The following is a 26,733-nucleotide window of genomic DNA, read 5'->3' on the forward strand; positions in this document are numbered from 1 at the left end:
GTGGTCACCACCGCCGTCGGGCGTCAAAAAGCAGCAACAAGTGGGGTTCTCGTCCCTAGCGGGTGAGGCAGGTGAGACGGGTGACGAGGGGGGCGAGGGCCGCCTCGGGGAGGCCGGTGGCGCGGACCGCCGCGGCCAGGGCCCGGTCGGCGGACCCCTCGCGCGCCAGCGCATCCTGCGCCGCGGCGACCGCGCGGGCCACGTCGTCGCGTTGCCCCACCGCCCAGCCGTACGACGCCGCGGGGCCGTGACCGGGGACGACCACCGTCCCCGCGTCGAGACCCTCGAGGTGCGCGGTCAACGTCGCCGCCCACTCCAGCGGGTAGGAGTCGCCGCCGAAGGCGGGCAGCGGCTCGTCCTCGACGACGTCGCCGAGGAACACCACCCCGACGTCGGCGACGTGGACCGCGAGGTCGCCGTCGGTGTGCGCGCGGCCGGTCCACGACAGCCGCACGACCCGTCCGCCCAGGTCGACGGAGGCGGACGCCTCCACGAGCGCGTCGGGCGGGCGCGGGTCGGTGGCCAGCGCGTCGACGACGTCCTGCTCGTCGTACCCGTACTCCGGCGCGGCGCCCGGGTCCGCGCGGAACGCCGCCTTGATCCGCGCCGTGTCGCCCTCCTGGGCCCGGGCGACGTGCGTGTGCGCGTGGAGCGTCGCCGCGTCGAACGCGCCCGCGCCCCAGGCGTGGTCGAAGTGCACGTGGGTGTCGACGACGTGCCGCACCGGCAGCCCGGTGACCCGCCGCACGTCGTCCAGCACCCGCCGCCCGGCGGACAGCGACCACCCGGTGTCGACGAGCAGGGCCGCCTCGCCGCCGAGGACGAGCCCGACGTTGACCCGCCACGGCCGGTAGGCCGCGACGAGCACGCCGTCGGCGACCTCGACGAACCCGGTCACGACCCGGCCGCCGGGTGCCGGTCACCCCACGGGTGCGCGGCCTCCAGCTGGGCCCCGAGCCGCAGCAGCAGCGCCTCGCGCCCGGGTCGCGCGGTGAGCAGCGCCGCGACCGGTCGACCGTCGCCGTCGACGCCGGCGGGCACGGTCAGGCCCGGCCAGCCGAGCAGGTTCCACGGGTTGAGGTAGCCCACGCGCTGCCCGGCCGCGAGCAGCGTCGCGACGGGCGACCGCCCGTCGCGCTCACCGACCGGCGGCGGTGCGCACGGCATGGTCGGTGTGACGAGTACGTCCACGCCGTCGAGTGAGGTCTCGACCGCGCGCCGCTCTGGCCCGGTCCGCAGCGCCCAGGGCAGCGCCGGCCGCAGGAGCGCGCCGAGCCGGGCGGCCGTCCGCGCCACCGGCTCGACGAGGTCGGGCCGGTCGGTGGCCCGGACGTCGCGACGCGCGGAGACGAGGTACCGCACGGTGAACTTCGTCGACGCGGCCCCGAAGCGCACCGGCACGCGGCGCACGGTGTGACCGAGCGCGGCCAGCCGGTCGCCCGTCCGCCGGGCCGCGTCCGCCCACGCCGGCTCGAGCGGCCCGCCCTGCGGCACGGGCCGGTCGCCGGCGCGGTCGAGCGACACCGCGACCCGCGCGGGCCCGAAGTCGTCCTCGAGCGCGGCGCGCAGCCCCGAGCCGCCGAGCAGGACGTCGTACAGCAGGGCGGTGTCGGCGACCGACCGCGCGAAGCCGCCGAAGGACACCATCCCCGTCCACGGCAGGGCGTCCGGCGCCGTCGGCACCCGCCCCGGCGTCGCGAAGAGGCCGGGCAGGCCGCACCAGGCGGCCGGGCCGCGGATCGACCCTCCGCCGTCGCCCCCGAGCGCCAGCGGCACGAGCCCGGCCGCGACCGCCGCGGCCGACCCGCCGCTCGAGCCCCCGGGTGTCCGCGTCGGGTCCCAGGGGTTGCGGGTGAGCCCGCCGCGCTCGCTCTCGGTGTACGGCGTCAGGCACAGCTCGGGGGTGCGGGTGGCCCCGACGACGACGGCCCCGGCGGCCCGCACGCGGCGGACCACCTCGGCGGTCACGTCCGCGGGGGTACGACGCGCCCACGACCCCTTGGTGTGCACCTCGCCGGCGACGGCCAGCTCGTCCTTGATCGCCAGCGGCACCCCGGCGAGCGGGAGGTCCTCCCCGGCGGCGACCCGGGCGGCGACCGCGGACGCCTGCTCGGCGACGTCGTCCGCGACCCGCTGGAAGGCGTTGAGCCGCGGCTGCGCCGCCCCGACACGCCGGACGGCGGCCTCGGCGACCGCGACCGGGTCGAGGTCCCCGGAGCGCACGCGCCGCGCGGTCTCGGCGGCCCCCAGCCACCGCAGCTGGTCGTCGGGCTCGGGCTCCATGGCCGCACTCTGGCACAGGCGGGGCGGGGTGTCCGGGCCGCCTCGCCTAGGCTCGGACCATGCGATGGCTCGTCCTGGTCGGCCGCACGGGCACCTTCACCTACCGGATGCTCATGACCGTCCTCGTGGGGCAGTCGATCGCGGTCTTCTTCGGCGCGCTGGTGGCCCGCGGCACGGCGCTGGCGTCCGGCGACGCCCGCGCGGGGACCTACCTCTGGCTGGGGGTCGGCCTCGCCGTGCTCTGCCTCGTCGCCGCCGGCCTCATGCGCACGCCGTACGGCGTCACCCTCGGCTGGGTCGTGCAGGTGGCGACCTTCGTCTCGGCGACCGTCGTCCCGGCGATGCTCGTCGTCGGGCTGATCTTCCTCGCGCTCTGGGTCACCTGCCTCCACCAGGGGCCGAGGGCGGAGGCCCTCGCCGCGCAGCGGCGCGCCGAGCTCGACGCCGCCGAGCGGGGCGAGGGGCCGCAGCTCGGCTGACGCCCCGGGAGGGCCTCGGTAGGGTGAGCGCGTGACCACCGAACGCTCGCTCGTCCTCGTCAAGCCCGACGGCGTCCGCCGTGGCCTCACCGGCCAGGTGCTGGCCCGCATCGAGGCGAAGGGCTACACGCTCGCCGCCCTGCAGATCCTCACCCCCGACCGCGCCCGGCTCGAGCAGCACTACGCCGAGCACGAGGGCAAGCCGTTCTACGAGCCGCTGCTCGAGTTCATGTCCTCCGGTCCGGTCTGCGCCGTCGTCGTCGAGGGGGAGCGCTGCATCGAGGGCTTCCGCGCCCTCGCCGGCACGACCGACCCGACCGCCGCCGCGCCCGGCTCGATCCGCGGCGACCTGGGCCGCGACTGGGGGAGCAAGGTCCAGCAGAACATCGTCCACGGCTCGGACTCGCCCGAGTCGGCCGCGCGCGAGATCGGCATCTGGTTCCCCGGGCTGTGAGCCTGCTCCCCGGCTGCTTCTGCTGCGACCAGGAGGCGGCCGAGGACCTTCCCGTCCGCGAGCGGGTGCACGTCGGAGACGGCTGGCGGGTGGCGCACGCGTTCGACACCTCGCTGCCGGGGTGGCTCGTCGTGCTCCCGCGCCGTCACGTCACGGCGATGGCCGAGCTCACCGACGACGAGGGCGCCGAGCTCGGCGTCCTGCTCGTCCGGCTCGGCCGTGCGCTCAGCCGCGTCACCGGCTGCACCAAGACCTACGTCATGCAGTTCGCCGAGGCACCCGGCTTCGGGCACGTGCACCTGCACGTCGTCCCGCGGATGGCCGACCAGCCCGAGGACCGGCGCGGGCCGGCCGTGTTCGGTTACCTGGGCGTCCCGGAGGGCGAGCGGGTGCCGGAGGACGCGCGCGACCGGCTCGCCGGGGAGCTCGCCGCGGCGCTGACCGCCTGAGGCCGCGGGTCGCCGTACGGCGTCCGGTCAGTCCCGCCGGGCGGGCTGGAGCGGGACACCGTCGTCGGGCTGGTTCGTCACGGCCCCCTTGCCGACGGCGGTGAGCGAGAGGCTGCCGTCGGCGGGGTCCCCGCCGTCGCGCCCGCGGCCCCAGTGGTTGAAGACGAGGTTGAGGACGAAGACGACGATGACCGTCGAGGTGATCGCCGAGCCGAAGATCGTCTGGAACGCGTCGGGGAAGTGGCGGTAGAAGTCCGGCGCGATGACCGGCAGCATCCCCACCGACAGCGACACGGCGATGATGAGCAGGTTCTGGTTGTCGCGGTACTCCACCTTGGCCAGGGTGCGGATGCCGATCGCGGTGACCATCGCGAACATCACCGTGCCCGCGCCGCCGACGACCGGTCCGGGGAGGGCGGCGACGAGCGCCCCGACCTTGGGCACGAGCCCGAGCAGCAGGAGGAACCCGCCGCAGACGGCGACGACCCAGCGGCTCTTGACCCGGGTCATCTCGATGAGGCCGACGTTCTCCGCGTAGGCGGTGTCGGGGAAGGAGTTCATCAGCCCGGCGAGCACCGACGACAGGCCGTCGGTGGCCAGGCCGCGGGCGAGGTCGTTCGGGGTCAGCTCACGCCCGGTCATCTCGCCGACGGCGAGCATGTCGGCCGTCGACTCGGTGTAGGTGACGAGCAGGACGATGCACATCGAGATGATCGCGGCGGCGACGAACTTCGGCGGGCCGAAGTGGAACGGTGCGGCGATGCCGAACCAGCCGGCCGGCCCCACCGCCGAGAGGTCGACCAGTCCCATGGGGACGGCGACGAGGGTGCCGACGACGAGGCCGATGAGGACCGAGATCTGGCCGAGGAAGCCGGAGAAGAGCCGGGCCACGAGGATCATGACGAGGACGACGAGCCCGGCCAGCGCGAGGTGCGAGACGAGGCCGTAGTCCTGGGTCGTCACGACGACCTGGCCGCCCGCCTCGGTGACGGCCTTGACGTCCCCGGCGGTGACGGTGATGCCCGACCCGTCGCCGGTGAAGGGCAGCGTCGTCGGGTTCTTGCCGGTGATGAGCCCCGCGTCGGCGCCGACGAGCGACAGCCCGATGATCGTGATGACCGTCCCGGTGACCAGCGGTGGGAAGAACCGCACCATCATCGAGAACGGCTTGGCGATGACGAGCCCGAAGACGCCGGCGACCAGCAGGGCGCCGTACACGACGGGCAGGCCGCTGCGGCCGCCGTACTGGCCGGCGATGACGATCATCGGATTGAGGACGGTGAACGTCGCACCGGCGACGACGGGCAGGCGCACGCCGAGGATGCTCGAGATGCCGACGGCCTGGATGACCGTCGCGATCCCGCAGACGAGCAGGTCCGCGCTGACGAGGATCCCGATGTCCTGCGGGCTCAGCCGCAGGGCGCCGCCGACGATGATCGGGACGGCCACGGCGCCGGCGTACATGATGAAGAGGTGCTGCAGCCCGAGCACGACGAGGCGGCCCGCGGGCAGGACCTCGTCGACGGGGTGGACGGCCGGGACCGCACGGTCCGGGGCGGGGGCGGTCATGGGCGGGCCTCTCGACGACCGGCCGCCGTCCGGGCCCGGGCGGCGGATGGTCGAGCACGATGCCGCGCCGAGGTTTCCGGCGCCAGCCCGTCCGCCTGCGTGAAGCCCGGGAGACATCTGGGAAAAACCTGGGAGAAGCCTGACGCCGGGACGCCAGGACGGCCACCCCCCACGAGCCGGGGTGGCCGCCCTGCGGGTCGGCTCAGGTCGTCACGACCGGGCCGTGGACTCCACGGTGTCGCCGTCGTGGTGCTCGCCGGTGGTCACGGCCGTCCGGCCGGGCCGTCCCCCGCCGATGGTGATCTTGCGCGGCTTGGCGCGCTCGGCCACCGGGACGACGACGCGCAGGACGCCGTCGTCGTACGTCGCCTCGAGGCGGTCGAGGTCGAGGTTGTCGCCGAGGACGAGCTGGCGGCTGAAGCTGCCGCGGGTGCGCTCGCCGGCCAGCAGCTGCCAGTCGCCGTTGCGGGCGAGGCGCTCGGCGCGGACGGTGAGCACGTTGCGCTCGACGTCGAGGTCGATGCTGTCGCGGCTCACGCCGGGCAGGTCGAACTCCACGACGAGCTGGTCGCCCTCGCGCCACGCGTCCATCGGCATGACGGCGGGGCGGGTGCTCGTGCCGAGCACCTGGGTGGCGAGTCGGTCGAGCTCGCGGAACGGGTCGCTGGTGCGGATGAGCATGTCAGGAACCTCCTGGTCGAGGCGCCCTGTCGGCGCGGTCATCTGTACCAACGGTTATAGGTTTGGTGTATTCCACTTGTCAAGTCACACTGGTCGGGACGAGCCGGTCACCCACCGGCCACGACGGGAGGAGCGCCGGGATGCCGCCGAGCGCAGGCGTGTTCGCGATCTCGGTCGCCGCCGACATGGTCTCGATGCAGGTGCAGAACCTGCGCGTCTACGAGCGGCGCGGGCTGCTCGAGCCCGACCGGACCCCCGGGGGCACGCGGCTGTACTCACCGGCCGACATCGAGCGGCTGCACCGGATCCGCGACCTGCTCGCCGACGGGCTCAACCTCGCCGGCGTCGCGCGCGTCCTCGAGCTCGAGGACGAGGTGGTCCGGCTGCGGGCGGAGGTCGGGCGGCTGCGCGGGGCACGACGCCGTACGGCGACCTGACCCGCGCCCACCGCACCCCACGGCCGGGCCGGACTGGGAGGATCGCCCGGTGCGCCACCCCCACGTCCCCGACCCGGCGCGGCTGCCCCGCGTGCTGGGCCCGTCGGGCGAGCGCCGCGAGCACCTCGACGAGCTGGTCGACCGGGCCGTCGCCCGCAGCCGCCGGTCGCTGCGCTCGCGCGTGGACCGGGTCCGGGGCAAGGCCTGGCAGCTGGGGCAGTGCGCGGTCGCGGCGGCGGTCGCGTACCTCCTCGCGCACCGGGTCATCGGGCACCCGGCCCCCGTGTTCGCGCCCATCGTCGCGGCGGTGTGCCTCGGGACGACGTACGGGCAGCGGCTGCGCCGGGTCGTGGAGGTCACCGTCGGTGTCTCGCTGGGGCTGCTCGTCGCCGACCTGTTCCTCGCCGCGTTCGGCAGCGGGGCCTGGCAGGTCGGGGTCATCGTCCTGCTGGCGATGGGGGCGGCGGTCTTCCTCGACACCGGGATCCTGCTCACCACCCAGGCGGCGGTGCAGTCGATCTTCGTCATCGCCCTCGTCGCGAGCCGCGACGCGGCCGTGTCGCGCTGGCAGGACGCCCTCGTCGGCGGCGCCGTCGCGCTGCTGGCGGCGACGGTCGTTCCGCGCGCACCGCTGCGGGCGCCCCGACGGCAGGCCGCCGTCGTGGTCCGGACGATCGTCGGGCTGCTGCACGACGCGGCGCGGTGCACCCGCGACGGCGACGTCGAGCGGGCCGCCCAGGTGCTGGCCGCGGCCCGGTCGACCGACCCGCTCGTCGCCGAGCTGCGGGCGGCCGCGGGGGAGGGGCTGTCGGTCGTCGCGTCGTCGCCGTTCCGGCGGCGCGAGGCCGGCGACGTGCGCACCGTCGCCGACCTCGTCGAGACCCTCGACCGGGCCCTGCGCAGCACCCGGGTCCTCGCCCGCCGGGTCGCGGTCATCGCCTCCCGGGGGATCCCGGTCGCGCCGGGGTACGGCGACGTCCTCGACGAGCTCGCCGAGGCGACCGAGGTCGTCGCCCGGGCGCTGCACGAGAACCGCAGCCCGCGGGTGGCGCGGCCCGCACTGGCCGCCGTGGGGCGCCGTACGGCGTCGCTGCCGCGCACCGGGCTGATGGTCGGCGTCCTGCTCGTGCAGGTCCGCTCGGTCGTCGTCGACCTGCTCCAGCTGACCGGTCTCGACGACGAGGCGGCGCTGGCCGAGCTCCCGGTCCTCCCCGAGCACCTCGAGGAGTGACCGGGTCGACACGAATCGGATTCGGCCCACTCGGCTCGGGTCCTGACCGGAGCCGAGCGGACCGAATCCGATTCGCGGGGGTGTCGCGTCAGCGACCGAGGCGGGCGTACGTCTTCTCGGCCTCGACCTTGGCGGCGGTCCACCAGGCGGTGTTGTCGCGGTACCACTCGATGGTCTGGGTCAGCCCCGCGCGGATGTCCTGGTACTGCGGGGTCCAGCCGGTCTCGGCGCGCAGCTTGGTCGAGTCGATGGCGTAGCGCAGGTCGTGGCCCGGGCGGTCGTTGACGTGCTCGTACCAGTCGGCCGGCTTGCCCATCAGCTCGAGCAGCAGCTCGATGATCTGCTTGTTGTCCTTCTCGCCGTCGGCGCCGATGAGGTAGGTCTCGCCGAGGCGGCCCTGCTCGATGATCGCCACGACGGCGTCGTTGTGGTCGTCGACGTGGATCCAGTCGCGCACGTTGGTGCCGGCGCCGTACAGCTTGGGCTTGACGCCCTCGAGGATGCCGGTGATCTGGCGGGGGATGAACTTCTCGACGTGCTGACGCGGGCCGTAGTTGTTCGAGCAGTTCGACAGCGTCGCCTTGAGCCCGAACGAGCGGATCCACGCGCGCACCAGCAGGTCCGCGCTCGCCTTCGAGCTGCTGTACGGCGAGCTCGGGTTGACCGGCGTGGTCTCGCTGAACCGCTCGGGGTCGTCGAGCTCGAGGTCGCCGTAGACCTCGTCGGTGGAGATGTGGTGGATCCGCTTGTCGTGCTTGCGGACCGCCTCGAGGAGGCGGAAGGTGCCGACGATGTTGGACTCGATGAACGGCCACGGGTCGTCGAGGCTGTTGTCGTTGTGCGACTCCGCGGCGAAGTGGACGACGAGGTCGGTCTCGGCGACGAGGCGGTCGACGAGCTCGGCGTCGGCGACGGAGCCCTCGACGACGGTGATCTCGTCCTCGACGGCGGCCAGCGAGGAGCGGTTGGCCGCGTAGGTCATCGCGTCGAGGACGGTGATCTCCCACTCGGGACGGGTCTGCCGGACCCGCAGGACGAAGTTGGAGCCGATGAAGCCGGCTCCACCGGTGACGAGGACCTTCATGCCGTTCTCTCCTTGGGTGAGGGCGTCGCAGCGTCGACGCTGCGCAGCCCGGGCGTCTCCGAGCCGGCGGTGGCCGGGCCGGAGTTGAACTCGACCTCGAGCGCGAAGCGCGCCGCGAGGTATCGGTGGTCGGACAGGGCGACGGGCGCGCCGTCGGCGACGGCGACCCGGCGCACGAGCAGCAGCGGGTCGCCCTCGGCGACGCCGAGCAGGTCGGCGTCGGTGTCGCTGGCCAGGCCGGCGGTGACGGTCTGGCGCACGGTGGTGATCCGGTGGCCCTGGCGCTGCAAGGTCTCCCAGATGCCGGGGGTCGTGGCCGCGTCGCGGCTGACCGCACCGGCGAGGGCCGACGGCACCCACTCGCGGACGACGTCGAGGCCCTCGCCGTCGACGGTGCGCACCGAGCGCGCGTGCAGCAGGTCCGAGCCCTCGTCGACGCCGAGCGCGACGGCGAGCGACAGGGGGGCGGGGCGGAAGCCGAACTCGACGACGCGTCGGCGCAGCGACTTGCCCGCCTCGGCGACGGCGCTGCCGGCGTGCCGGAAGGTGCCGAGCGCGAGGCGCTGGTGGAAGGCCGAACCGGTGACGAACCAGCCCGCCCCGTGCCGCGACTCGACGAGACCCTCGTCGCGCAGGGTCTCCAGGGCGCGGCGGACGGTGGGGCGCGAGACGCCGTACCGGCTGCGCAGCTGCGCCTCGGAGTCCATGGCCCCGGTGTCGGCGAACTCGCCCAGGGCGACCCGCTCGCGCAGGTCGTGGGCGATCGCCGCTGCCTTCGTACTTGTCATCGACTTGTAAGTTACACGTCCGTACGACGCCGCGCCAGTGGCTTACTGGATCCGCACCAGCGGGGCGTACAGGGACATGAGCGCCAGCGCCGTCGCGTGGTTCTCCGGCGACGAGCCGCCGCACGCGTCGGCGCGGACGCGGACCTCGAGGCCGGCGTCGGCCATCGCCAACACCGTCGAGACGACGCAGCAGTCGGTGGCGTAGCCGACGACCTCGACCGACCGCGGGCCGTGCGGCGCGAGGGCGACCTCGAGCTCGGGGCCCCACTTGCCGAACGTCGTCAGGTCGACCGTCGCCCGGTCGCCGTAGACCTGCGCGACGTCGGGCAGCAGCGCGTAGAGCGGGTCGTCGGGCGGGACGAGCGCCCACGGGAACTGCGCGAAGTACGGCGCCCACGCGCCGGTCGGCTGCTGCGGCGCGACGTAGCGGGTGGCGACGACGCGGTCGCCGTACGCCGTCATCCGCTCCAGCAGGCGGGGCCGCGCGCGCGGGTCCATCGGCGAGCCCCAGGGCGAGGTGGGGTCGGCGAAGACCGCCTGCGCGTCGACGACGACGAGCGCGTCGGCGAGCGGCTCAGCCACGCGTTGCGGGGGCGACCGCGTCGTCCGGCAGGCCCTCCTGCCGCGCAACCGCGCCGCGCGAGAGGACCAGCGTGCCGACGAAGCCCACGACGATGGCCACGAGGACGCCGAGCCCGGAGTAGGCCCACGTCCCGGACCTCCCCCCGAACGGGCCGAGGAGGAAGCCCTGCCACGACAGCCACCCGGCGTAGGTGTTGGTCACGAGACCCCAGCCGAGCACCGTGCCGACGACCATGAGGGCGACGGAGTCCCAGCGCACGGCGCCGTACCGGCCGCGCGGGGACTGCAGGTCGGCGTCGGCGTACGGGCGACGCCGCAGGGTGAGGTCACCGAGGAAGATCCCGCACCAGGCCGCGATGGGCACACCCATGGTGATGAGGAAGCCCTGGAACGGCCCGACGAACGAGTCCGCGAAGAAGACGACGACGACCGCCCCGACCGTCATCAGCGCGCCGTCGATCGCCGCCGCGACCGGCCGCGTCACCGGCACCCCGAGGCTGAGTAGCGAGAGCCCCGAGGAGTAGATGTCGAGGACGATGCCGCCGAGCAGGCCGAGGATCGCGACGAGGGCGAACGGCACGAGGTACCACGTCGGGAGGATCGTCGTCAGCGCGCCGATCGGGTCGGCCTGGATCGCGGTCGACAGCTTCTCGTCCGACCCCGTGAGCAGCAGCCCGAAGACGACGAGGACGACCGGACCGAGTGAGGCACCGAACGTCGTCCACCCGACGACGCCGCGGCTGGAGGCCGACCGCGGCAGGTAGCGCGAGTAGTCGGCGGCGCAGTTGACCCAGCCGAGCCCGAGCGCGGTGACGAGCAGGACGATCGCGCCGAGCACCTCGGGCAGCGGCGCCGACGGCAGCGCCGACACCGTCGACCAGCTGACCTTCGGCAGCGCGAGGACGACGTACCCGATGGTGAGGACCGCTGTCGCGACGGTGATCCACGTCTGCAGCCGCATGATCAGCTCGAACCCGAAGATGCCCGCCGTCACGGTGACGGCCACGACGACGACGAGCGCGACGACCTTGGTGCCCGTCCCCCCGCCCCAGCCGAGGCGGTCGGCGATCGTCGCGGTGGCGAGCGTCGCGAGGACGACGAGCACGGTCTCCCAGCCGACGGTGAGCAGCCAGGAGACGAACGACGGCAGCCGGTTGCCGCGCACCCCGAACGACGCCCGCGACAGCACCATGGTCGGCGCCGACCCGCGCTTGCCCGCGAGCGAGACGAAGCCGCAGAGCAGGAACGACAGGACGATCCCGACGAGTGAGGCGACGACGGCCTGCCAGAACGACAGGCCGAAGCCGAGCACGAAGGCGCCGTACGGGATGGCGAGGACCGAGATGTTCGAGGCGAACCACGGCCAGAACAGGCTGCGCGGGACGCCGTGCCGCTCGCCCTCGGCGATGACGTCGAGACCGTTGGTCTCGACGCTCGTCGCCCTCGGGACGACGTCCTGCCGGCCCGCCGCGGTGGGGGCGGACGTCATGCCCGCCCCGGGGAGGTGGCGGCCGCCTCGTCGGGCGTCGCCGGGAGCTTGGCGACCCGCGGGTCGCCCTCGTCGGCGAAGTAGTCGGCCGGGATCGTCTCGTCGGTGCCGGCCGGCGCGTGCAGCGCCCGGGCGACGAGCGTGACGACGACGGCGACGACGACGTTGAGCGCGAACGCGGTGATGGCGATGTAGCCCAGCGTGCCCCAGCCCTCGATCGCGGCCAGCGAGCCGCCGAAGTGCGGGGTGGCGGCCGACGAGACGCCGTACGCCTTCCACGTGCCGTAGACGATGCCGACGGCCCAGCCGGCGAGCAGACCCCACCGGTGGAACCACTTCGTGTAGAGGCTGAAGACGATCGCCGGGAAGGTCTGCAGGATCCAGATGCCACCGAGCAGCTGCAGGTTGATCGCGTTCTGCTTGTCCATGGCGAGGACGAAGATCAGCGCGAACGCCTTGACCAGCAGCGACATCAGCTTGCTGACCTTGGCCTCCTGCTGGGGGGTGGCGTCTGGGCGGATCCACTCCTTGTAGATGTTGCGGGTGAAGGTGTTGGACGCCGCGATCGACATGATCGCCGCCGGCACCAGCGCGCCGATGGCGATGGCCGCGAAGGCGACGCCGGCGAACCAGCCGGGGAAGTGGTCCTCGAAGAGCTGGGGGATGACCAGCTGCGGGTTGGCCTTGCCGTTCAGGCCGATCGGCTTGGTCCCCGCGGCGATGGCCACCCACCCGAGGAGGGCGAGCAGGCCGAGGACGAACGAGTAGGCCGGCAGGATCGCCGCGTTGCGGCGGATGGTGTTGCGGCTCTTGGCCGACAGGGTCGCGGTGATGGAGTGGGGGTACATGAACAGGGCCATGGCCGAGCCCAGCGCGAGCGAGGCGTAGGCGAAGTACTGCTTCGGCCCGGGCAGCGCGACGAAGGTCGCCGGCTTCCCGGTCTGCTTGGCCGTCGCGGCCGCTGTGTCGGCCTTGCCCTGCACCACGTCGAAGATGTGGCCCCAGCCGCCGAACTTCGACGGCAGGTAGATGACCGCGACGATGATGACCAGGTAGATGAGCGTGTCCTTGACGAACGCGATGATCGCGGGTGCGCGCAGACCCGAGGTGTAGGTGTAGACGGCGAGGATGATGAAGGCGACGAAGAGCGGCAGGTCGTTGACGAACCAGTTGCTGCCGCCGCCGACGCCGGCCACCTCGAGCACCGCCTGGATCCCGACGAGCTGGAGGGCGATGTAGGGCATCGTCGCGACGAAGCCGGTGATGGCGACCGCGAGGCTCAGCCCGCGCGACCCGTGCCGTCCGGCGACGAAGTCGGCGGGTGTGACGTAGCCGTGCCGGTGGCTGACCGACCACAGCCGCGACATGAAGACGAAGATGATCGGGTAGAGCACGATCGTGTAGGGGACGGCGAAGAAGCCGCTCACGGCGCCCGCGCTGAACATCGCGGCCGGGACGGCGACGAACGTGTAGGCCGTGTAGAGGTCACCACCGAGCAGGAACCACGTCACCCAGGTGCCGAAGCTGCGGCCGCCGAGGCCCCACTCGTCGAGGCTCTCCATGCTCGTCGGCCGGCGCCAGCGCGAGGCCATGAACCCCATGACCGCGACGACGGCGAAGAGCGCGACGAGGACGATGAGCGCGGGCCAGTCGATCCCGGTGTTCATCGGGTGCCCTCCGTCCGGGCGTCGGTGCCGTCACCCTCGACGAAGGCGGACCCGTCGTCGGTCATCGGCCGGTGCGGCCGGGCGACCAGGACGAGCCGGTAGGCCGCGTAGGTGAAGGCGGAGCAGAGGAACACCCAGAGGAACTGGTACCAGATGAAGAACGGCACCCCGCCGAGCGTCGGCTCCTTCTTCGCGTAGGTGCTGACGAGCAGCAGGGCGATGATCGGCAGCGCAAGGAGCACGGTCGCGACGGCCAGCAGCCCGCGGTTGGCGGGCGGGGCGTCGTACCGGCCGGGGCGGTCGCCCGGTCGCTCACCGGGCGCGGCGGGGGTGGACATGGGAAGGACCTCCGTCTCGGGCCCCCGCGGTGGGACCCGTCGTCAGGGAACGTACTCCGATCGCCACGGGCGGTGGTGGCGACATGCCAGCGGTGTCACCGCCCTCCACTAGCGTCTGGACATGGACCTCACGACTTCGCCCCCGGCCCCCGCCGTGGAGGCGCGCGGGCTCGTCAAGCGGTACGGCGCCGTGACCGCCCTCGGCGGCGTCGACCTCACCGTCCCCACCGGCACGGTGCTCGGCCTGCTCGGCCCCAACGGCGCCGGCAAGACGACGACCGTGCGCGTCCTCACGACGCTGCTGCGCCCCGACGAGGGGGAGGCGAGCGTCGCCGGGGTGGACGTCGTGCGCGACCCCCGGGGCGTACGACGCCGCATCGGCCTCTCGGGGCAGTACGCCGCCGTCGACGAGTACCTCACGGGCTTCGAGAACCTCGACATGATCGGCCGGCTCTACCACCTCGGCCGCCGGCGCTCGCGCGAGCGGGCCCGCGAGCTGCTGGCCCAGTTCCGGCTCGAGGACGCCGCGGACCGGCCGTCCAAGACCTACTCCGGCGGGATGCGCCGCCGCCTCGACCTGGCGGGCGCGCTCGTCGCCGACCCGCCCGTCCTCTTCCTCGACGAGCCGACGACCGGGCTCGACCCGCGCAGCCGGACCGACATGTGGGAGGTCATCGGCGGGCTCGTCGCCGGGGGCACCTCGCTGCTGCTGACGACGCAGTACCTCGAGGAGGCCGACCGGCTCTGCGACTCGATCGTCGTCATCGACCACGGCCGGGTCATCGCGCGCGGCACGGCCGACGAGCTGAAGAGCCAGGTCGGCGGTGAGCGCATGGAGGTCACCGTGGGCGACCCCGCCCGGCTCGAGGACGCGCGCCGGGTGCTCGAGCCGCTCGGCGCCCCCGTCACCGTCGACGTGCCGGTGCACCGCGTCCTCGTGCCGGTGACCGGCGGGGCGGCGGTCCTCGCCGACGCGCTGCGGCTGCTCGACGCGGCCGGCATCGCGGTCGCCGAGATCGGGCTGCGCCGCCCGACGCTCGACGACGTGTTCCTCACCCTCACCGGGCACGAGGCCGACGACACCGAGAAGAAGGAGGGGTCCGCATGAGCGCCCTCGAGGCGGTGAGCGACGGTCTCGTCGTCGCCAAGCGCAACCTCATCAAGATCAAGCGGGTCCCCGACCTGCTCGTCTTCACGACGCTCCAGCCGATCATGTTCGTCCTGCTCTTCGCCTACGTCTTCGGCGGGGCCATCTCGCAGGCCGACGGCGGGGCGGCGTACCGGCAGTTCCTCATCGCCGGGATCTTCGCCCAGACCGTCGTCTTCGGCGCGACGATCACCGGGGCGGGGCTGGCCGAGGACGTCAAGAAGGGGATCATCGACCGCTTCCGGTCCCTGCCCATGTCGGGCTCGGCCGTCCTCTTCGGGCGGACGCTGTCCGACGTCGTCAACAACGTCATCGTCCTCGTCGTCATGGGGCTGACCGGCCTCGTCGTCGGCTGGCGGATCACGACGTCGGTGGGGGAGGCGCTGCTCGGCTTCCTCCTGCTGCTGCTCTTCGCCTACGCGATCAGCTGGGTGATGGCCTGGGTGGGGATGCTCGTGCCGACGCCCGAGGTGGTCAACAACGCGTCGTTCATCATCATCTTCCCGCTGACGTTCGTCGCCAACACGTTCGTGCCGCTGTCGACGCTCCCGGGGCCGCTGCGCTCGTTCGCCGAGTGGAACCCGATCTCCGCCGTGACCCTCGCCGCGCGGCAGCTCTTCGGCAACCCCGACCCGAACCCGTCGGCGCCGCCGCCGACGTCGTGGGCGCTGCTGCACCCGGAGCTCTACACCGTGCTGTGGGCGGCGGTGATCCTCGCCGTCTTCGTCCCGCTGGCGAACTGGCAGTACCGCCGGGCGACGACCCGTTGAGCCCTGGGCGAGACGCGGTCGGGTGGCGCGGGCGGGAGACATAGGCTGTGCCCATGGCTGATTTCGATGTCGTGGTGCTCGGCGCGGGGCCCGGGGGGTACGTCGCGGCGATCCGCGCCGCCCAGCTCGGCAAGTCCGTCGCGGTGGTCGAGAAGAAGTACTGGGGCGGGGTGTGCCTCAACGTCGGCTGCATCCCCAGCAAGGCGCTCCTGCGCAACGCCGAGCTCGCCCACGTCCTGACCAAGGAGAAGGCGGTCTTCGGCATCGAGGGCGACGCCACGATGTCGTTCGGGCCGACCCACGCGCGCAGCCGCAAGGTCTCCGAGGGGATCGTCAAGGGCGTCCACTACCTCATGAAGAAGAACAAGATCACCGAGATCGACGGGTGGGGGACCCTCACCGGCCCGCAGTCGATGGACGTGGCGCTCAACGACGGCCAGACCCGCCAGCTGACCTTCGACGACCTCATCCTCGCCACCGGCTCGGTGACCCGGATGATCCCGGGCGTCGAGGTGAGCCAGAACGTCGTCACCTACGAGGAGCAGATCCTCGACCCCGAGCTGCCCGGCTCGATGATCATCGCCGGCTCCGGCGCCATCGGCGTCGAGTTCGCCTACGTGATGAGCAACTTCGGCGTCGACGTGACCATCGTCGAGTTCCTCGACCGGATGGTGCCGACCGAGGACGCCGACGTGTCCAAGGAGCTCCTCAAGCACTACAAGAAGCTCGGCGTGAAGGTCCTGCTCAAGACCAAGGTCGAGGCGGTCGAGGACACCGGCTCCGGGGTCAGGGTCACCGTCAGCCCCGCCGACGGCGGCGAGAGCCAGGTCCTCGAGGCCGACAAGCTCATGTCGGCGATCGGCTTCGCCCCGCGCACCGAGGGCTTCGGCCTCGAGGCGGCCGGCGTCGAGCTGACCGACCGCGGCGCCATCGCCATCGACGACCACTGCCGCACCAACGTCCCGCACGTCTACGCGATCGGCGACGTCACGGCCAAGCTCATGCTCGCCCACGTCGCCGAGGCGATGGGCATCGTCGCCGCCGAGACCCTCGCCGGCGCCGAGACCATGCCGATCGACTACCGCTACATCCCGCGCGCGACGTACTGCCAGCCGCAGATCGGCTCGATGGGCCTGTCCGAGGCCCAGGCCAAGGAGGCGGGGTACGACGTCAAGACGTCGACCTTCCCGTTCTCGGCCAACGGCAAGGCGCAGGGTCTCGGCGAGGCCGTCGGGTTCGTCAAGATCATCGCCGACGCCGAGCACAACGAGATCCTCGGCGCCGCGATGATCGGCCCCGACGTCACCGAGCTGCTGCCGGTGATCAACGCGGCGCAGACCTGGGACCTCACCGCCGACGAGCTGTCGCGGGTCGTCTTCGCGCACCCGACGCTCGGCGAGGCGGTCAAGGAGGCCCTGCACGGCATCGCGGGGCACATGATCAACCTCTGAGCAGCACCCCTCCGGGCGATCCGCACGGTCCTCATGGAGCCCCCGCCCGACCCTGGTCGAGCGGGGGCTCCCGGGTCCACACTGGCGCCATGTCGTTCGAGGTCGCGGCCGAGGCGTACGACCGCTTCATGGGTCGGTTCTCCGCCCCCCTGTCCCCCCGGCTGTGCGACCTGGCCGGGCTCGGGGCCGGCAGCGGCCGCCGCGCGCTCGACGTGGGGTGCGGCCCCGGCCAGCTGACCGTCGAGCTCGTCCGCCGGCTCGGCGCCGACCACGTGGTCGCGGTCGACCCGTCGGCGCCCTTCGTCGCCGCCGCCCGCGACCGGTTGCCCGGGGTCGACGTGCGGCAGGCCCCGGGGGAGGCGCTGCCGTTCGACGACGGGACGGTCGACGCCGCGCTGGCCCAGCTCGTCGTCTCGTTCTTCCGCGACCCCGTCGGCGGTCTGCGCGAGATGGCCCGCGTCACCCGTCCCGGGGGAGTCGTCGCGGTGAGCACCTGGGACCTGGCGGGGGACCGGGCGCCGCACTCGTCCTTCTGGCGGGTGCTGCGCCGGCTGCACCCCGACGTCGACGACGAGTCGGGGATGCCCGGCGCCGGTGACGGCCGCCTGCCCGCCCTGCTGGACGAGGCCGGCCTGGGCGAGGTGGCCCAGCACGAGCTGCACGTCACCCGCGACTTCGACGGGTTCGACGACTGGTGGGGGACCTACCAGCTGGGGGTCGGGCCGCCCGGGGACGCCGTACGGCGCCTCGACGACGCCGCCCGCACGCAGCTGCGGGAGGCGTGCCGGGCGGAGCTGGGCGACGGACCCCTCACGATCGCGGCGGTCGCCTGGGCGGCCACCGGCACGGTCGCCGGCTGAGCCCCCGACCCTCGGCACGCACGACGGGGGCGGTACGGCGCGCCGTACCGCCCCCGTCGTGGGGTCTCCCGCCGCGGGCGGGAGGGACCGGTCAGAAGTAGTGCTTGCGGCCGCCGATGGCGCGGCCGGTGGCCCCGAGGACGGCGAGGACCAGGCCGACGACGAGGATGATGGCGCCGATTGTCACGAGGATCTTGAGCGAGGCGACCAGCAGCCCGATGACGAGCAGGACGAGTCCGAGGATGATCATGTGCGCTCCTTGATGTGGTGTTCCCCTGGTGAGGAGCAGGCCTACCCCCTCACCGGCCGCGGTGAAACCCGCCACGCCGTCGGCGATTAGGGGGGCACCGGGCCCGCTGCTAACCTGAGGGCTGCCGTGTGACGGCCGCGGATCGAGAGCGCCCGGTGGATGAGCCCCGGAGCACCGCGCAACGAGTCTGAAGGAGACCGCTCGCCCATGCCCCTGGACGCTGCCACCAAGAAGCAGATCCTCACCGAGTACGCCACCGTCGAGGGTGACACCGGGTCCCCGGAGGTCCAGATCGCGCTGCTCACCCAGCGCATCAAGGACCTCACGGAGCACTCGCGCACGCACAAGCACGACCACCACAGCCGCCGCGGTCTGCTGCTGCTCGTGGGCCGTCGTCGCCGGCTGCTGCGCTACCTCGAGGGCATCGACGTCGAGCGCTATCGCTCGCTGATCAAGCGCCTCGGGCTGCGCCGATAAGGACGTCATGAGATGGCGGCTTCCGCTGGAACCACCCAGCGGAGGCCGCTTTCTGCATGAGGCAGGAAACCCGCACACAACGACGATGTGCCGGGTGAGACAGATGAGAGAAATGGAGGGCCCATGGAGGGTCCAGAGATCACCTTCGCCGAGGCCGTCATCGACAACGGCAGCCACGGCACCCGCACGATCCGCTTCGAGACCGGCCGCCTCGCCAAGCAGGCAGCCGGCGCCGTCGTCGCGTACCTCGACGACGAGACGACGCTGCTCAGCACCACCGCCGCGGGCAAGCAGCCCAAGGACCAGTTCGACTTCTTCCCCCTGACGGTCGACGTCGAGGAGCGGATGTACGCGATCGGGAAGATCCCCGGCTCGTTCTTCCGCCGCGAGGGTCGCCCGTCGACCGAGGCGATCCTCACCTGCCGCCTCATCGACCGGCCGCTGCGCCCGACCTTCAAGAAGGGTCTGCGCAACGAGGTCCAGGTCGTCATCTCGGTCTTCGCCGCGAACCCGAACCACCAGTACGACGTCCTGGCCATCAACGCCGCGAGCGCGTCGACGCAGATCTCGGGCCTGCCGTTCTCCGGCCCCATCGGTGGCGTCCGCGTGTCGCTCATCGACGGCCAGTGGGTCGCGTTCCCGAACTACAGCGACATCGAGAGCTCGGTGTTCGACATGGTCGTCGCCGGCCGCGTCGTGCAGACCAAGGACGGCGGCGAGGACGTCGCCATCATGATGGTCGAGGCCGAGGCCACCGACCACACCTGGGACCTGGTCAAGAACCAGGGCAAGCAGGCGCCGACCGAGGAGGTCGTCGCCGAGGGCCTCGAGGCGAGCAAGAAGTTCATCGCGCAGCTGTGCAAGGCGCAGGCCGAGCTCGCCGCCAAGGCCGCGAAGCCGGTCGAGGACTTCCCCGTGTTCCTCGACTACGAGGACGACGCGTACGACGCCGTCGAGTCCCACGTCTCGGGCGCGCTGGAGTCGGCGCTGCAGATCGCCGGCAAGCAGGAGCGCGAGGACAAGCTCGACGAGATCAAGGCCGAGATGAAGTCGGCCCTGGCAGACCGCTTCGAGGGTCGTGACAAGGAGCTGTCCGCGGCCTACCGGTCCGTGCAGAAGAAGCTCATCCGCCAGCGCATCCTCAAGGACGGCGTCCGCATCGACGGTCGCGGCCTGCGGGACATCCGCGCGCTGTCGGCCGAGGTCGAGGTGCTCCCGCGGGTGCACGGCTCGGCGATCTTCGAGCGCGGCGAGACCCAGATCATGGGCGTGACGACGCTGAACATGCTCAAGATGGAGCAGCAGCTCGACACCCTCTCGCCGGTGACGAAGAAGCGCTACATGCACAACTACAACTTCCCGCCCTACAGCACCGGGGAGACCGGCCGCGTGGGGTCGCCGAAGCGCCGCGAGATCGGCCACGGCGCGCTGGCCGAGCGGGCGCTCATGCCCGTCCTGCCGACGCGCGAGGAGTTCCCCTACGCGATCCGCCAGGTGTCCGAGGCGCTGAGCTCCAACGGCTCGACGTCGATGGGCTCCGTCTGCGCGTCGACCCTGTCGCTGCTCAACGCCGGTGTGCCGCTGCGCGCCCCGGTCGCCGGCATCGCCATGGGCCTGGTCTCGGACGAGGTCGACGGGGAGGCGCGCTACGCCGCCCTCACCGACATCCTCGGCGCCGAGGACGCCTTCGGCGACATGGACTTCAAGGTCGCCGGCACGCGGGAGTTCGTCACCGCGATCCAGCTCGACACCAAGCTCGACGGCATCCCCGCGTCGGTCCTCGGTGGCGCGCTGACCCAGGCCCGCGAGGCCCGGTTCCACATCCTCGACGTCATGGGCGAGGCCATCGACGTGCCGGACGAGATGTCGGAGTTCGCCCCGCGGATCATCACGGTGAAGGTGCCGGTCGACAAGATCGGCGAGGTCATCGGCCCGAAGGGCAAGATGATCAACCAGATCCAGGACGACACGGGCGCCGACATCTCCATCGAGGACGACGGCACCGTGTTCATCGGCGCGGTCGACGGTCCGTCGGCCGAGGCCGCGCGGGCCGCGATCAACGCCATCGCGAACCCGCAGATGCCGGAGGTCGGTGAGCGCTTCATCGGGACCGTCGTCAAGACGACGACCTTCGGTGCGTTCATCTCCCTGACGCCCGGCAAGGACGGTCTGCTGCACATCTCCGAGGTGCGCAAGCTCGTCGGCGGCAAGCGGATCGACTCGGTCGACGACGTGCTCAAGGTCGGCCAGAAGATCCAGGTCGAGCTCAAGGAGATCGACCCGCGCGGCAAGCTCAGCCTCGCCGCCGTCCTCGCCGAGGACGAGGGTCAGGCCCCCGAGGGCGACGCGGCCTCCGCGGAGACCGTCGACGCCTGACGCAGGACGCCGTACGACGGCCCGGCACCCCACCTGGGGTGCCGGGCCGTTCGTCGTCTCCGGCGCAGGCGCTGCGTCCGAGAGGGTGGTTGCCGGGGGCGCCGAGATCTCGGACGCTGCGGGTAGTCAGTCGTCGGCGTCGTCGCCGAGCAGGTCCTGGACGCGGTCGAGCTCGGCGAAGGAGCCGCGCAGCGCACGCTGCGCGGCCTTGTCGGCCGCGCGCGCCTCGGCGCGGGTGTCGAGCAGGGTGTCGCGCTCGGCGCGGGCGGCCTTGAGGTCCGCCTCCAGGGCCGCGATCCGCTCGTCCAGCGACGTGAGGGCCGCCTCGGCCTGCTCGAGCGCCTGACCTGCGGCCGCCGCCTGGGACGTCGTCTCGCGGGTGCGCGCGCGGGCCTGCTCGAGCTGCTCGAGGAGTGCCGGGTCCGGTCCCGGCGCCTCACCCTCCTCCTCGTCCTCATCCTCGTCCGGTCGTGGCTCCGGCTCGGGCGCGTCGTCCCGCTTCTCGCCCCGCAGCACGGTGAGCGCGGGCCGCCGGTTGGGCCGCGGCGCGGCCAGCGCCTCGGAGAGGTCGACGTCGCCGAACCCGGCGTAGGACAGCGCCCGGGTCAGCTGCCCCGACGCGACGGCCTGCGCGGCCGACGGCTGGGCCAGGGCGGCGACGTACGTCTCGCGGACCTGCTCGGCCGTCGCCCCGGTGAGCGACCCCCCGGCCGCCTCGGCGGCGTCGCGGGTGGCGCGCAGCAGCCGGTCGACGAGCCGGGTGCGCTCCCGGCCGAGGTCGCGCAGCGCGCCGCCGTCCATCGCCTCGGCCGCCGACTGGAGGCGCCCGGCGAGGTCGAGCAGCGCGTCGACCTCGTCGGCGTCCTGACGGACGAGCTGGTTGACCGCCCAGGCGGCCACGGTCGGCTTGCGGATCGACGCGACGGCCTTGGCCAGCCCCGCGTCGCCGCCGGCCTTGACCTGGGCGGCCAGCGCGGTGCGGGCCGCGACGAAGTCCTCCGGGGCGGCGCCGTACAGCTGCGTCACCGCGGTGTCGAGGTCCACCCCGTCATCGTGGCACGGGGCGGACCTCGGGTCGCGCCCGGTCAGACGGCCTCGGCGGTGTAGAGCACGGCCTGGTCCGGGTGCAGGCTGGGGGAGGCCAGCCCGACGAGCGCGAGACCCGCGCCGGTGACGACCACGCCGGCGTACGACGCCCCGTCGCCCTCCGCCTCGCCCCACCACGCCGCCGGTCGCAGCCCGGACGGCGCCCCGCCGGGGAGGACGGGACGGACGCGGTAGCGGCGCTCGGGGTCGAGCCCGCGGAAGGTGATCCGGGTGACCGGCTGGTGCCGCGGGCTGTCGAGGACGACCTGCGCGAACACGGCGCGCGAGGCGTCGTGCGCGACGACGCCGTGGACCAGGACCCGGTCGTCGGCCGTGTCCATCCGGACCACCTCGCCGTCGAGCAGCAGGTCGCGGTGGGCCTTGTAGAAGTCGAGCCACGGACGCAGCTCGGCCAGCTCGGCCTCGGTGGCGCTCGCGAGGTCCCACTCGATGCCGAGGTGGCCGAAGACGGCCGTCGCGGCGCGGAAGTTGAGGTCGTGGATCCGGCCCGTCGTGTGCGAGCGGCCCGAGGCGATGTGCGAGCCGAGGTACTCCGGCGGCAGGAGCTGGGTCGTCCAGCGCATCATGTGCTGGCGGTCGTGCGGGTCGATGTTGTCGGAGACCCAGACGCGGTCGGTGCGCTCGAGGACGCCGAGGTCGACGCGCGCGCCGCCGGACGAGCAGGACTCGATCTCCAGGCCGGGGTGGCCCGCCCGCAGCTCCTCGAGCAGCCGGTAGAACGCCAGCGTCTGCTCGTGGACCGCGGCCCGGCCGCCGTCCAGCTGGTTGCCGGCCTCGACGAGGTCGCGGTTGTGGTCCCACTTGACGTAGGCGATGTCGTACTCGGTGAGGATCGCGTCCATCTGGTCGCGCACGTGCGCGTAGGCCTCGGGGACCGCGAGGTCGAGGACCTGCTGGTGGCGCGACTCGACGGGCCACTCGGGGCGGGCGCTCATGACCCACTCCGGGTGGGCGCGGGCGACGTCGGAGTCGGGGTTGACCATCTCCGGCTCGAACCACAGCCCGAACTCCATGCCCAGCTCGACGACGCGGTCGATGAGCGGCGCGAGCCCGTCCGGCCAGACGTCCTGGCTCACGACCCAGTCGCCGAGGCCGGAGTGGTCGTCGCGGCGCGAGCCGAACCACCCGTCGTCGAGGACGAAGCGCTCGACGCCGAGGGCGGCCGCGCGCTCGGCGAGGTCCAGCAGGCGCGGCAGGTCGTGGTCGAAGTACACGGCCTCCCAGACGTTGAGCGTCACCGGGCGGGCGGTGTCGACCCGACGCTCCCGGCTGCGCTGGACGCGGTGGAAGCGGCGGGCGACGTCGTCGAGACCGTGCCCGAAGGCGCCGTACACCCACGGGCCGGCGTACGACGCCCCGGTGCCGAGGCGGACCTCGCCGCTCAGCAGCAGCTCGCCGCCACCGAGGACGGACTCGCCGGTGAAGGCGCGCTCGGCGTAGTGGGTGTGGTTCCCGCTCCACGCGGTGTGCACGGCCCAGACGTCCCCGGCCGCGAAGCCGAAGCCGGGCGTGCCGGCGTGCAGCAGGGTCGCGCCGTCGTTGGCCGTGCGGCCGCGGCGGTTCTCGCGCAGGTGCATTCCCGAGACGAGGTCGGTGCGCTGGGGGAGGCGCTCGCGGCCCCACCGGCCGGAGAAGTCGAGCAGCTCGGTCGCCTCGGTGGGGATGCGGTACGTGACGCACAGGTCGTCGACGGTCAGGCCGGGCTCGCCGGTGTTGGTCAGGGTCGCCCGCTGGCGCAGCACGCCGCTCGGCAGCAGCTCGAGGACGAGCTCGAGGTCGATCGCGGCGTCGGCGTCGGTGGCGCGGACGACGAGGGTGCCGGGGCCGCCGTCGTACCAGCCCGTCACCGGCGTGCCGTCCACCTCGAGGGAGGTGACCCGCAGCCTCGCCGACCACGAGCGTCCGTCGCGCGAGGCGCGCAGCCCGGGGCGACCGGACCAGCCGGTCCAGTGCTCGGGGACGACCGCGACCCGCAGCGGCACGTCGACGTTGTTCGGGCCGACCATCGGCACCGACGCGGCGACGAGCGCGCCGGCCGACTCCTCGTCGAGGCCGGGCAGCTCGGGACCCCAGTGCACCATCGCGGGCAGGCGGCCCTCGGTGGCCTCGAGCAGGACGCTCACCCCGGCAGCGCGCAGGTGGACGGTCGGACCGGCGGTGGTCGCGGGCATGCAGGGGCCTCTCGGGCGAGCGGGAGCGGGGGGCGCGGCGGCACGTCGTACGGGAGCCGGCGTGACCGCGATCACCCTACTCAGGGCGACGCGGGGGGCTGGCTAGGCTGCCCACGTGACGGACCAGCTGGCGGTGGCGGTGGTCGGGGCCTCGGGCCGGATGGGCTCGCAGGCGTGCGCGGCGGTCGAGGCCGCCGACGGGCTGCGGCTCGTCGGGCGGTACGACGTGGGCGACGAGCTGGGCGACCTCGGTGGCGCGGACGTCGTCGTCGAGCTCACCGTGCCGGACGCCTCACCGGACAACGTCGCGCACTGCGTCGCGCGCGGCGTGCACTGCGTCGTCGGGACCACGGGTTGGACGCCCGAGCGCCTGGCCCGGCTCGAGGAGCGGCTCGCGCAGGCGCCGTCGGCCCGCACCGGTGGCCCGGTGGGCGTGCTCGTCGCGCCGAACTTCGCCATCGGCGCGATCCTCATGATGCGGTTCGCGCAGACCGCCGCCCGGTTCTACGAGTCGGTCGAGGTCGTCGAGCTGCACCACCCGCAGAAGGTCGACGCGCCGTCGGGGACGGCGGCGCGGACGGCGTCGCTCGTCGCGGCCGCGCGCGCCGAGGCCGGGCTCGGCGACGTGCCGGACGCGACGACGAGGGACGAGCTGGGCGCCCGCGGCGCCCTGGTCGACGGCATCCCCGTGCACTCGGTCCGGCTGCGCGGGCTCGTCGCCCACCAGGAGGTGCTGCTCGGCGGGGTGGGCGAGATGCTGACGATCCGGCACGACTCGTTCGACCGGGAGTCGTTCATGCCTGGCGTGCTCGCCGGCGTGCGCGGGGTGGCCGACCACCCCGGCCTCACCGTCGGGCTCGAGCACTACCTCGGGCTCGACTGAGCCGGCCCGGCGTCAGGAGGCGAGGGCCTTCTCGATGTCGCCGGTCAGCTTCTCCGGCTTGGTCGTGGGGGCGTAGCGGTCGACGACCTGGCCGTCCTTGCCGACGAGGAACTTGGTGAAGTTCCACTTGATCTTGTCGCCGAGCAGGCCGCCCTTCTGCGACCGCAGCCACCGGTAGAGCGGGTGGGCGTCGTCGCCGTTGACCTCGATCTTGGAGAACAGCGGGAAGTCGACACCGAAGTTCTTCTGGCAGAAGCCGGCGATCTCCTCGTCGCTGCCCGGCTCCTGGTTCCCGAACTGGTCGCAGGGGAACCCGAGCACGGTGAAGCCGTGGTCCTTGAACCGGTCGTGCAGCGCCTGCAGGCCCTCGTACTGCGGCGTGAACCCGCACTGCGACGCGGTGTTGACGACGAGGACGACCTCGCCCTCGTAGCGGGACAGGTCGACGTCCTGGCCGTCGATGCTGCGGGCGGTGAAGTCGGCGATGCTCGTCATGGGTCCATCCTGTCGGGTCGTGCGCGACGCCGCGGCGGCGCCCTCGTGGGGGTCGCCTGCTTTTCGGCGCCGGTGGCGTCCACGGATGGCCGGACGTCCGCACGATCGAGGCACCGGTGCCTCGATGGTGCGGACGCAGGGGTCAGGCGGCCCAGCCGGCGTGGCGCAGCAGCGCCGCGGTGAGCGCGGCGAGCACGACGACCACGACGAACGGCGCGCGCAGCAGCAGCGCGACGGCAGCCACGGCGAGCCCCGCCGCGCGGGCGTCGAGGACGAGCCGCTGGTCGGCGACCACGGTCTGCACGACGACCAGCGCGGCCAGGAGCGCGACCGGCAGCAGCCCGGTGACCCGACGCACCCGAGGCCCCTCCAGCCAGCGTGCGGGGACCAGGTGCCCGGCCAGCTTGAGCAGGTAGGCCGCGACGCACGCCGCCAGCACGGGGACCCAGGTGCTCACGCCGTCCCCTCCGGCTCGTCCCCGACCGGACCGGCGCCCGTACGGCGCCCCCACCACCCGACCGCGACCGCGGCGAGCGCGGCGACGAGGACCGGCACGCCCGGCGGGGTCACCGGCGACAGCAGGGCCGCGACGACCGCCGCCGCGACCCCCGTCGCGGCGGCCTCGCGCGAGCGCAGCCGCGGCCACAGCAGCGCGAGGAAGGCGGCCGCGGCGGCGGCGTCGAACCCGTACGTGCGGGGGTCGCCGAGCGCGTCGCCGAGCACGGCCCCGAGCAGGGTGGTGAGGTTCCAGCCGAGGAGGACCAGGGCGCCGGTGAGCCAGAACCCGCGTCGCTGGGCCGACGGCTCGCGCTGCCCGACGGCGACGGCGGTGGACTCGTCGATGGTCAGGTGCGCGGCGAGCAGGACGCGCGGGCCGTGGGCGTGCAGCAGCCGGGCCACCTGCAGCCCGTAGAGGCCGTTGCGGACCCCGAGCAGCGAGCTGGTCGCGACCGCCGCGACCCCGCTGCCGCCCGCGCCGACGATGCCGGCGAAGGCGAACTGGGACCCGCCCGAGAAGAGCAGGAGCGACAGGACGCAGGTCTGCCACACGTCGAGGCCGGAGGCGACCGACAGGGCGCCGAACGAGACGCCGTACGCGCTCGTGGCGAGCCCGACCGACACGGCCTGCCGGGTCACCGCCCGGCGCGCGGTGCGGGCGGGTGCGTCGTCCCCACCCTCGCTCACGCGCCGCATGCTGTCACAGCGCGCGTGGGA

Annotated in this window: 28 protein-coding genes; 12 read left to right on the top strand and 16 right to left on the bottom strand. The window is 73.3% G+C overall.

From position 1 onward, the window contains the following. Positions 1-55: 55 nt before the first annotated feature. A complete protein-coding gene (locus FB458_RS15470) occupies positions 56-898 on the bottom strand; it encodes an MBL fold metallo-hydrolase (protein WP_141849280.1) in 843 nt (280 codons plus the stop codon). After that, on the bottom strand, positions 895-2,283 hold the full coding sequence (locus FB458_RS15475) for an amidase family protein (RefSeq protein WP_141849281.1): 1,389 nt from the start codon (positions 2,281-2,283) through the stop codon (positions 895-897). The genes FB458_RS15470 and FB458_RS15475 overlap by 4 nt, the downstream gene beginning before the upstream one ends. A 59-nt stretch (positions 2,284-2,342) precedes the next feature. Between FB458_RS15475 and FB458_RS15480 the strand changes: the two genes are divergently transcribed. Genes FB458_RS15480 through FB458_RS15490 form a run of 3 tightly spaced genes read left to right on the top strand, consistent with a single transcriptional unit; the run spans position 2,343 to position 3,665 of the window. Beyond that, the gene (locus tag FB458_RS15480; protein WP_141849282.1) at positions 2,343-2,762 is read left to right on the top strand and encodes a DUF4233 domain-containing protein; all 420 of its coding nucleotides are present in this window, start codon (positions 2,343-2,345) and stop codon (positions 2,760-2,762) included. A 31-nt stretch (positions 2,763-2,793) separates the two neighbouring features. Beyond that, complete coding sequence (gene ndk / locus FB458_RS15485) at positions 2,794-3,216, top strand: nucleoside-diphosphate kinase (RefSeq protein WP_141849283.1); 423 nt, start codon at positions 2,794-2,796, stop codon at positions 3,214-3,216. Next, positions 3,213-3,665 carry an HIT family protein gene (locus tag FB458_RS15490; protein ID WP_141849284.1) on the top strand — a complete coding sequence of 151 codons (453 nt, stop codon included), beginning with the start codon at positions 3,213-3,215 and terminating at the stop codon, positions 3,663-3,665. The genes ndk and FB458_RS15490 overlap by 4 nt, the downstream gene beginning before the upstream one ends. Before the next feature lie 27 nt (positions 3,666-3,692). Here the strand turns inward: FB458_RS15490 and FB458_RS15495 are convergent, their stop codons facing one another. Beyond that, on the bottom strand, positions 3,693-5,234 hold the full coding sequence (locus tag FB458_RS15495; RefSeq protein WP_141849285.1) for a nucleobase:cation symporter-2 family protein: 1,542 nt from the start codon (positions 5,232-5,234) through the stop codon (positions 3,693-3,695). A 210-nt stretch (positions 5,235-5,444) separates the two neighbouring features. Beyond that, positions 5,445-5,915: an Hsp20/alpha crystallin family protein gene (locus FB458_RS15500; protein ID WP_141849286.1), complete on the bottom strand. Its 471-nt coding sequence runs from the start codon at positions 5,913-5,915 to the stop codon at positions 5,445-5,447. Positions 5,916-6,055: 140 nt separating this feature from the next. Here FB458_RS15500 and FB458_RS15505 point away from each other — a divergent pair, with 140 nt between their 5' ends. Further along, positions 6,056-6,352: a MerR family transcriptional regulator gene (locus FB458_RS15505; protein ID WP_141849287.1), complete on the top strand. Its 297-nt coding sequence runs from the start codon at positions 6,056-6,058 to the stop codon at positions 6,350-6,352. Positions 6,353-6,401: 49 nt separating this feature from the next. Continuing rightward, positions 6,402-7,583, top strand: a complete 1,182-nt coding sequence (locus tag FB458_RS15510; protein ID WP_246061277.1) for an FUSC family protein — start codon at positions 6,402-6,404, stop codon at positions 7,581-7,583. A gap of 88 nt (positions 7,584-7,671) precedes the next feature. Here the strand turns inward: FB458_RS15510 and rfbB are convergent, their stop codons facing one another. From rfbB to FB458_RS15540, 6 genes are read right to left on the bottom strand one after another with little or no spacing between them, the layout of a single operon-like run. Further along, positions 7,672-8,667 carry a dTDP-glucose 4,6-dehydratase gene (rfbB, locus tag FB458_RS15515; protein WP_141849288.1) on the bottom strand — a complete coding sequence of 332 codons (996 nt, stop codon included), beginning with the start codon at positions 8,665-8,667 and terminating at the stop codon, positions 7,672-7,674. Next, positions 8,664-9,455 carry a GntR family transcriptional regulator gene (locus FB458_RS15520; RefSeq protein ID WP_141849289.1) on the bottom strand — a complete coding sequence of 264 codons (792 nt, stop codon included), beginning with the start codon at positions 9,453-9,455 and terminating at the stop codon, positions 8,664-8,666. The genes rfbB and FB458_RS15520 overlap by 4 nt, the downstream gene beginning before the upstream one ends. 42 nt (positions 9,456-9,497) lie before the next feature. After that, positions 9,498-10,037: a cysteine hydrolase family protein gene (locus FB458_RS15525; RefSeq protein WP_141849290.1), complete on the bottom strand. Its 540-nt coding sequence runs from the start codon at positions 10,035-10,037 to the stop codon at positions 9,498-9,500. Beyond that, positions 10,030-11,526 (bottom strand): purine-cytosine permease family protein, encoded by a 1,497-nt coding sequence (locus FB458_RS15530; protein WP_141849291.1) that lies wholly within the window; start codon positions 11,524-11,526, stop codon positions 10,030-10,032. The genes FB458_RS15525 and FB458_RS15530 overlap by 8 nt, the downstream gene beginning before the upstream one ends. Beyond that, on the bottom strand, positions 11,523-13,193 hold the full coding sequence (mctP, locus tag FB458_RS15535; protein ID WP_141849292.1) for a monocarboxylate uptake permease MctP: 1,671 nt from the start codon (positions 13,191-13,193) through the stop codon (positions 11,523-11,525). Before mctP ends, FB458_RS15530 begins: the two co-directional genes overlap by 4 nt. Beyond that, a complete protein-coding gene (locus FB458_RS15540) occupies positions 13,190-13,531 on the bottom strand; it encodes a DUF3311 domain-containing protein (protein WP_141849293.1) in 342 nt (113 codons plus the stop codon). Before FB458_RS15540 ends, mctP begins: the two co-directional genes overlap by 4 nt. A gap of 121 nt (positions 13,532-13,652) precedes the next feature. Here FB458_RS15540 and FB458_RS15545 point away from each other — a divergent pair, with 121 nt between their 5' ends. From FB458_RS15545 to FB458_RS15560, 4 genes are all read left to right on the top strand, one after another. Then, positions 13,653-14,639, top strand: a complete 987-nt coding sequence (locus tag FB458_RS15545) for an ATP-binding cassette domain-containing protein (protein ID WP_141849294.1) — start codon at positions 13,653-13,655, stop codon at positions 14,637-14,639. Next, positions 14,636-15,448 (top strand): ABC transporter permease, encoded by an 813-nt coding sequence (locus tag FB458_RS15550; RefSeq protein WP_141849295.1) that lies wholly within the window; start codon positions 14,636-14,638, stop codon positions 15,446-15,448. The genes FB458_RS15545 and FB458_RS15550 overlap by 4 nt, the downstream gene beginning before the upstream one ends. Positions 15,449-15,501: 53 nt before the next feature. Beyond that, positions 15,502-16,899, top strand: coding sequence for a dihydrolipoyl dehydrogenase (gene lpdA, locus FB458_RS15555; RefSeq protein WP_141849296.1), 1,398 nt, complete (start codon positions 15,502-15,504; stop codon positions 16,897-16,899). Between the two features lie 89 nt (positions 16,900-16,988). Beyond that, positions 16,989-17,759: a class I SAM-dependent methyltransferase gene (locus FB458_RS15560; protein ID WP_141849297.1), complete on the top strand. Its 771-nt coding sequence runs from the start codon at positions 16,989-16,991 to the stop codon at positions 17,757-17,759. 91 nt (positions 17,760-17,850) lie between these two features. Here FB458_RS15560 and FB458_RS21425 read toward each other — a convergent pair whose 3' ends face one another. Then, positions 17,851-18,009, bottom strand: coding sequence for a DUF6131 family protein (locus FB458_RS21425; protein WP_170185704.1), 159 nt, complete (start codon positions 18,007-18,009; stop codon positions 17,851-17,853). Between the two features lie 207 nt (positions 18,010-18,216). On the opposite strand from FB458_RS21425, the gene rpsO reads away from it, so the two are divergent. Together rpsO and FB458_RS15570 are read left to right on the top strand one after the other, a co-directional pair. Further along, on the top strand, positions 18,217-18,486 hold the full coding sequence (gene rpsO, locus FB458_RS15565; protein ID WP_141849298.1) for a 30S ribosomal protein S15: 270 nt from the start codon (positions 18,217-18,219) through the stop codon (positions 18,484-18,486). Positions 18,487-18,609: 123 nt separating this feature from the next. After that, positions 18,610-20,862 carry a polyribonucleotide nucleotidyltransferase gene (locus FB458_RS15570; protein WP_141849299.1) on the top strand — a complete coding sequence of 751 codons (2,253 nt, stop codon included), beginning with the start codon at positions 18,610-18,612 and terminating at the stop codon, positions 20,860-20,862. 126 nt (positions 20,863-20,988) lie between these two features. On the opposite strand, the gene FB458_RS15575 is transcribed toward FB458_RS15570, so the two are convergent. Both FB458_RS15575 and FB458_RS15580 read right to left on the bottom strand, forming a co-directional pair. Beyond that, complete coding sequence (locus FB458_RS15575; protein ID WP_141849300.1) at positions 20,989-21,906, bottom strand: hypothetical protein; 918 nt, start codon at positions 21,904-21,906, stop codon at positions 20,989-20,991. A 41-nt stretch (positions 21,907-21,947) separates the two neighbouring features. Further along, a complete protein-coding gene (locus FB458_RS15580) occupies positions 21,948-24,140 on the bottom strand; it encodes an alpha-galactosidase (RefSeq protein WP_141849301.1) in 2,193 nt (730 codons plus the stop codon). Positions 24,141-24,255: 115 nt separating this feature from the next. Between FB458_RS15580 and dapB the strand changes: the two genes are divergently transcribed. Further along, positions 24,256-25,023: a 4-hydroxy-tetrahydrodipicolinate reductase gene (gene dapB / locus FB458_RS15585; RefSeq protein WP_141849302.1), complete on the top strand. Its 768-nt coding sequence runs from the start codon at positions 24,256-24,258 to the stop codon at positions 25,021-25,023. A gap of 12 nt (positions 25,024-25,035) precedes the next feature. Here dapB and FB458_RS15590 read toward each other — a convergent pair whose 3' ends face one another. The 3 genes from FB458_RS15590 to FB458_RS15600 form a co-directional block, all read right to left on the bottom strand. Further along, entirely contained in the window at positions 25,036-25,518 is a 483-nt protein-coding gene (locus FB458_RS15590; protein WP_141849303.1) for a glutathione peroxidase, read from the bottom strand. 142 nt (positions 25,519-25,660) lie between these two features. Further along, entirely contained in the window at positions 25,661-25,975 is a 315-nt protein-coding gene (locus tag FB458_RS15595; RefSeq protein WP_141849304.1) for an AzlD domain-containing protein, read from the bottom strand. Then, positions 25,972-26,712 carry an AzlC family ABC transporter permease gene (locus tag FB458_RS15600; protein WP_141849305.1) on the bottom strand — a complete coding sequence of 247 codons (741 nt, stop codon included), beginning with the start codon at positions 26,710-26,712 and terminating at the stop codon, positions 25,972-25,974. The genes FB458_RS15595 and FB458_RS15600 overlap by 4 nt, the downstream gene beginning before the upstream one ends. Positions 26,713-26,733 lie beyond the last annotated feature (21 nt).

The sequence above is a fragment of the Lapillicoccus jejuensis genome (assembly GCF_006715055.1).
GTDB classification, from domain to species: Bacteria; Actinomycetota; Actinomycetes; order Actinomycetales; family Dermatophilaceae; genus Lapillicoccus; species Lapillicoccus jejuensis.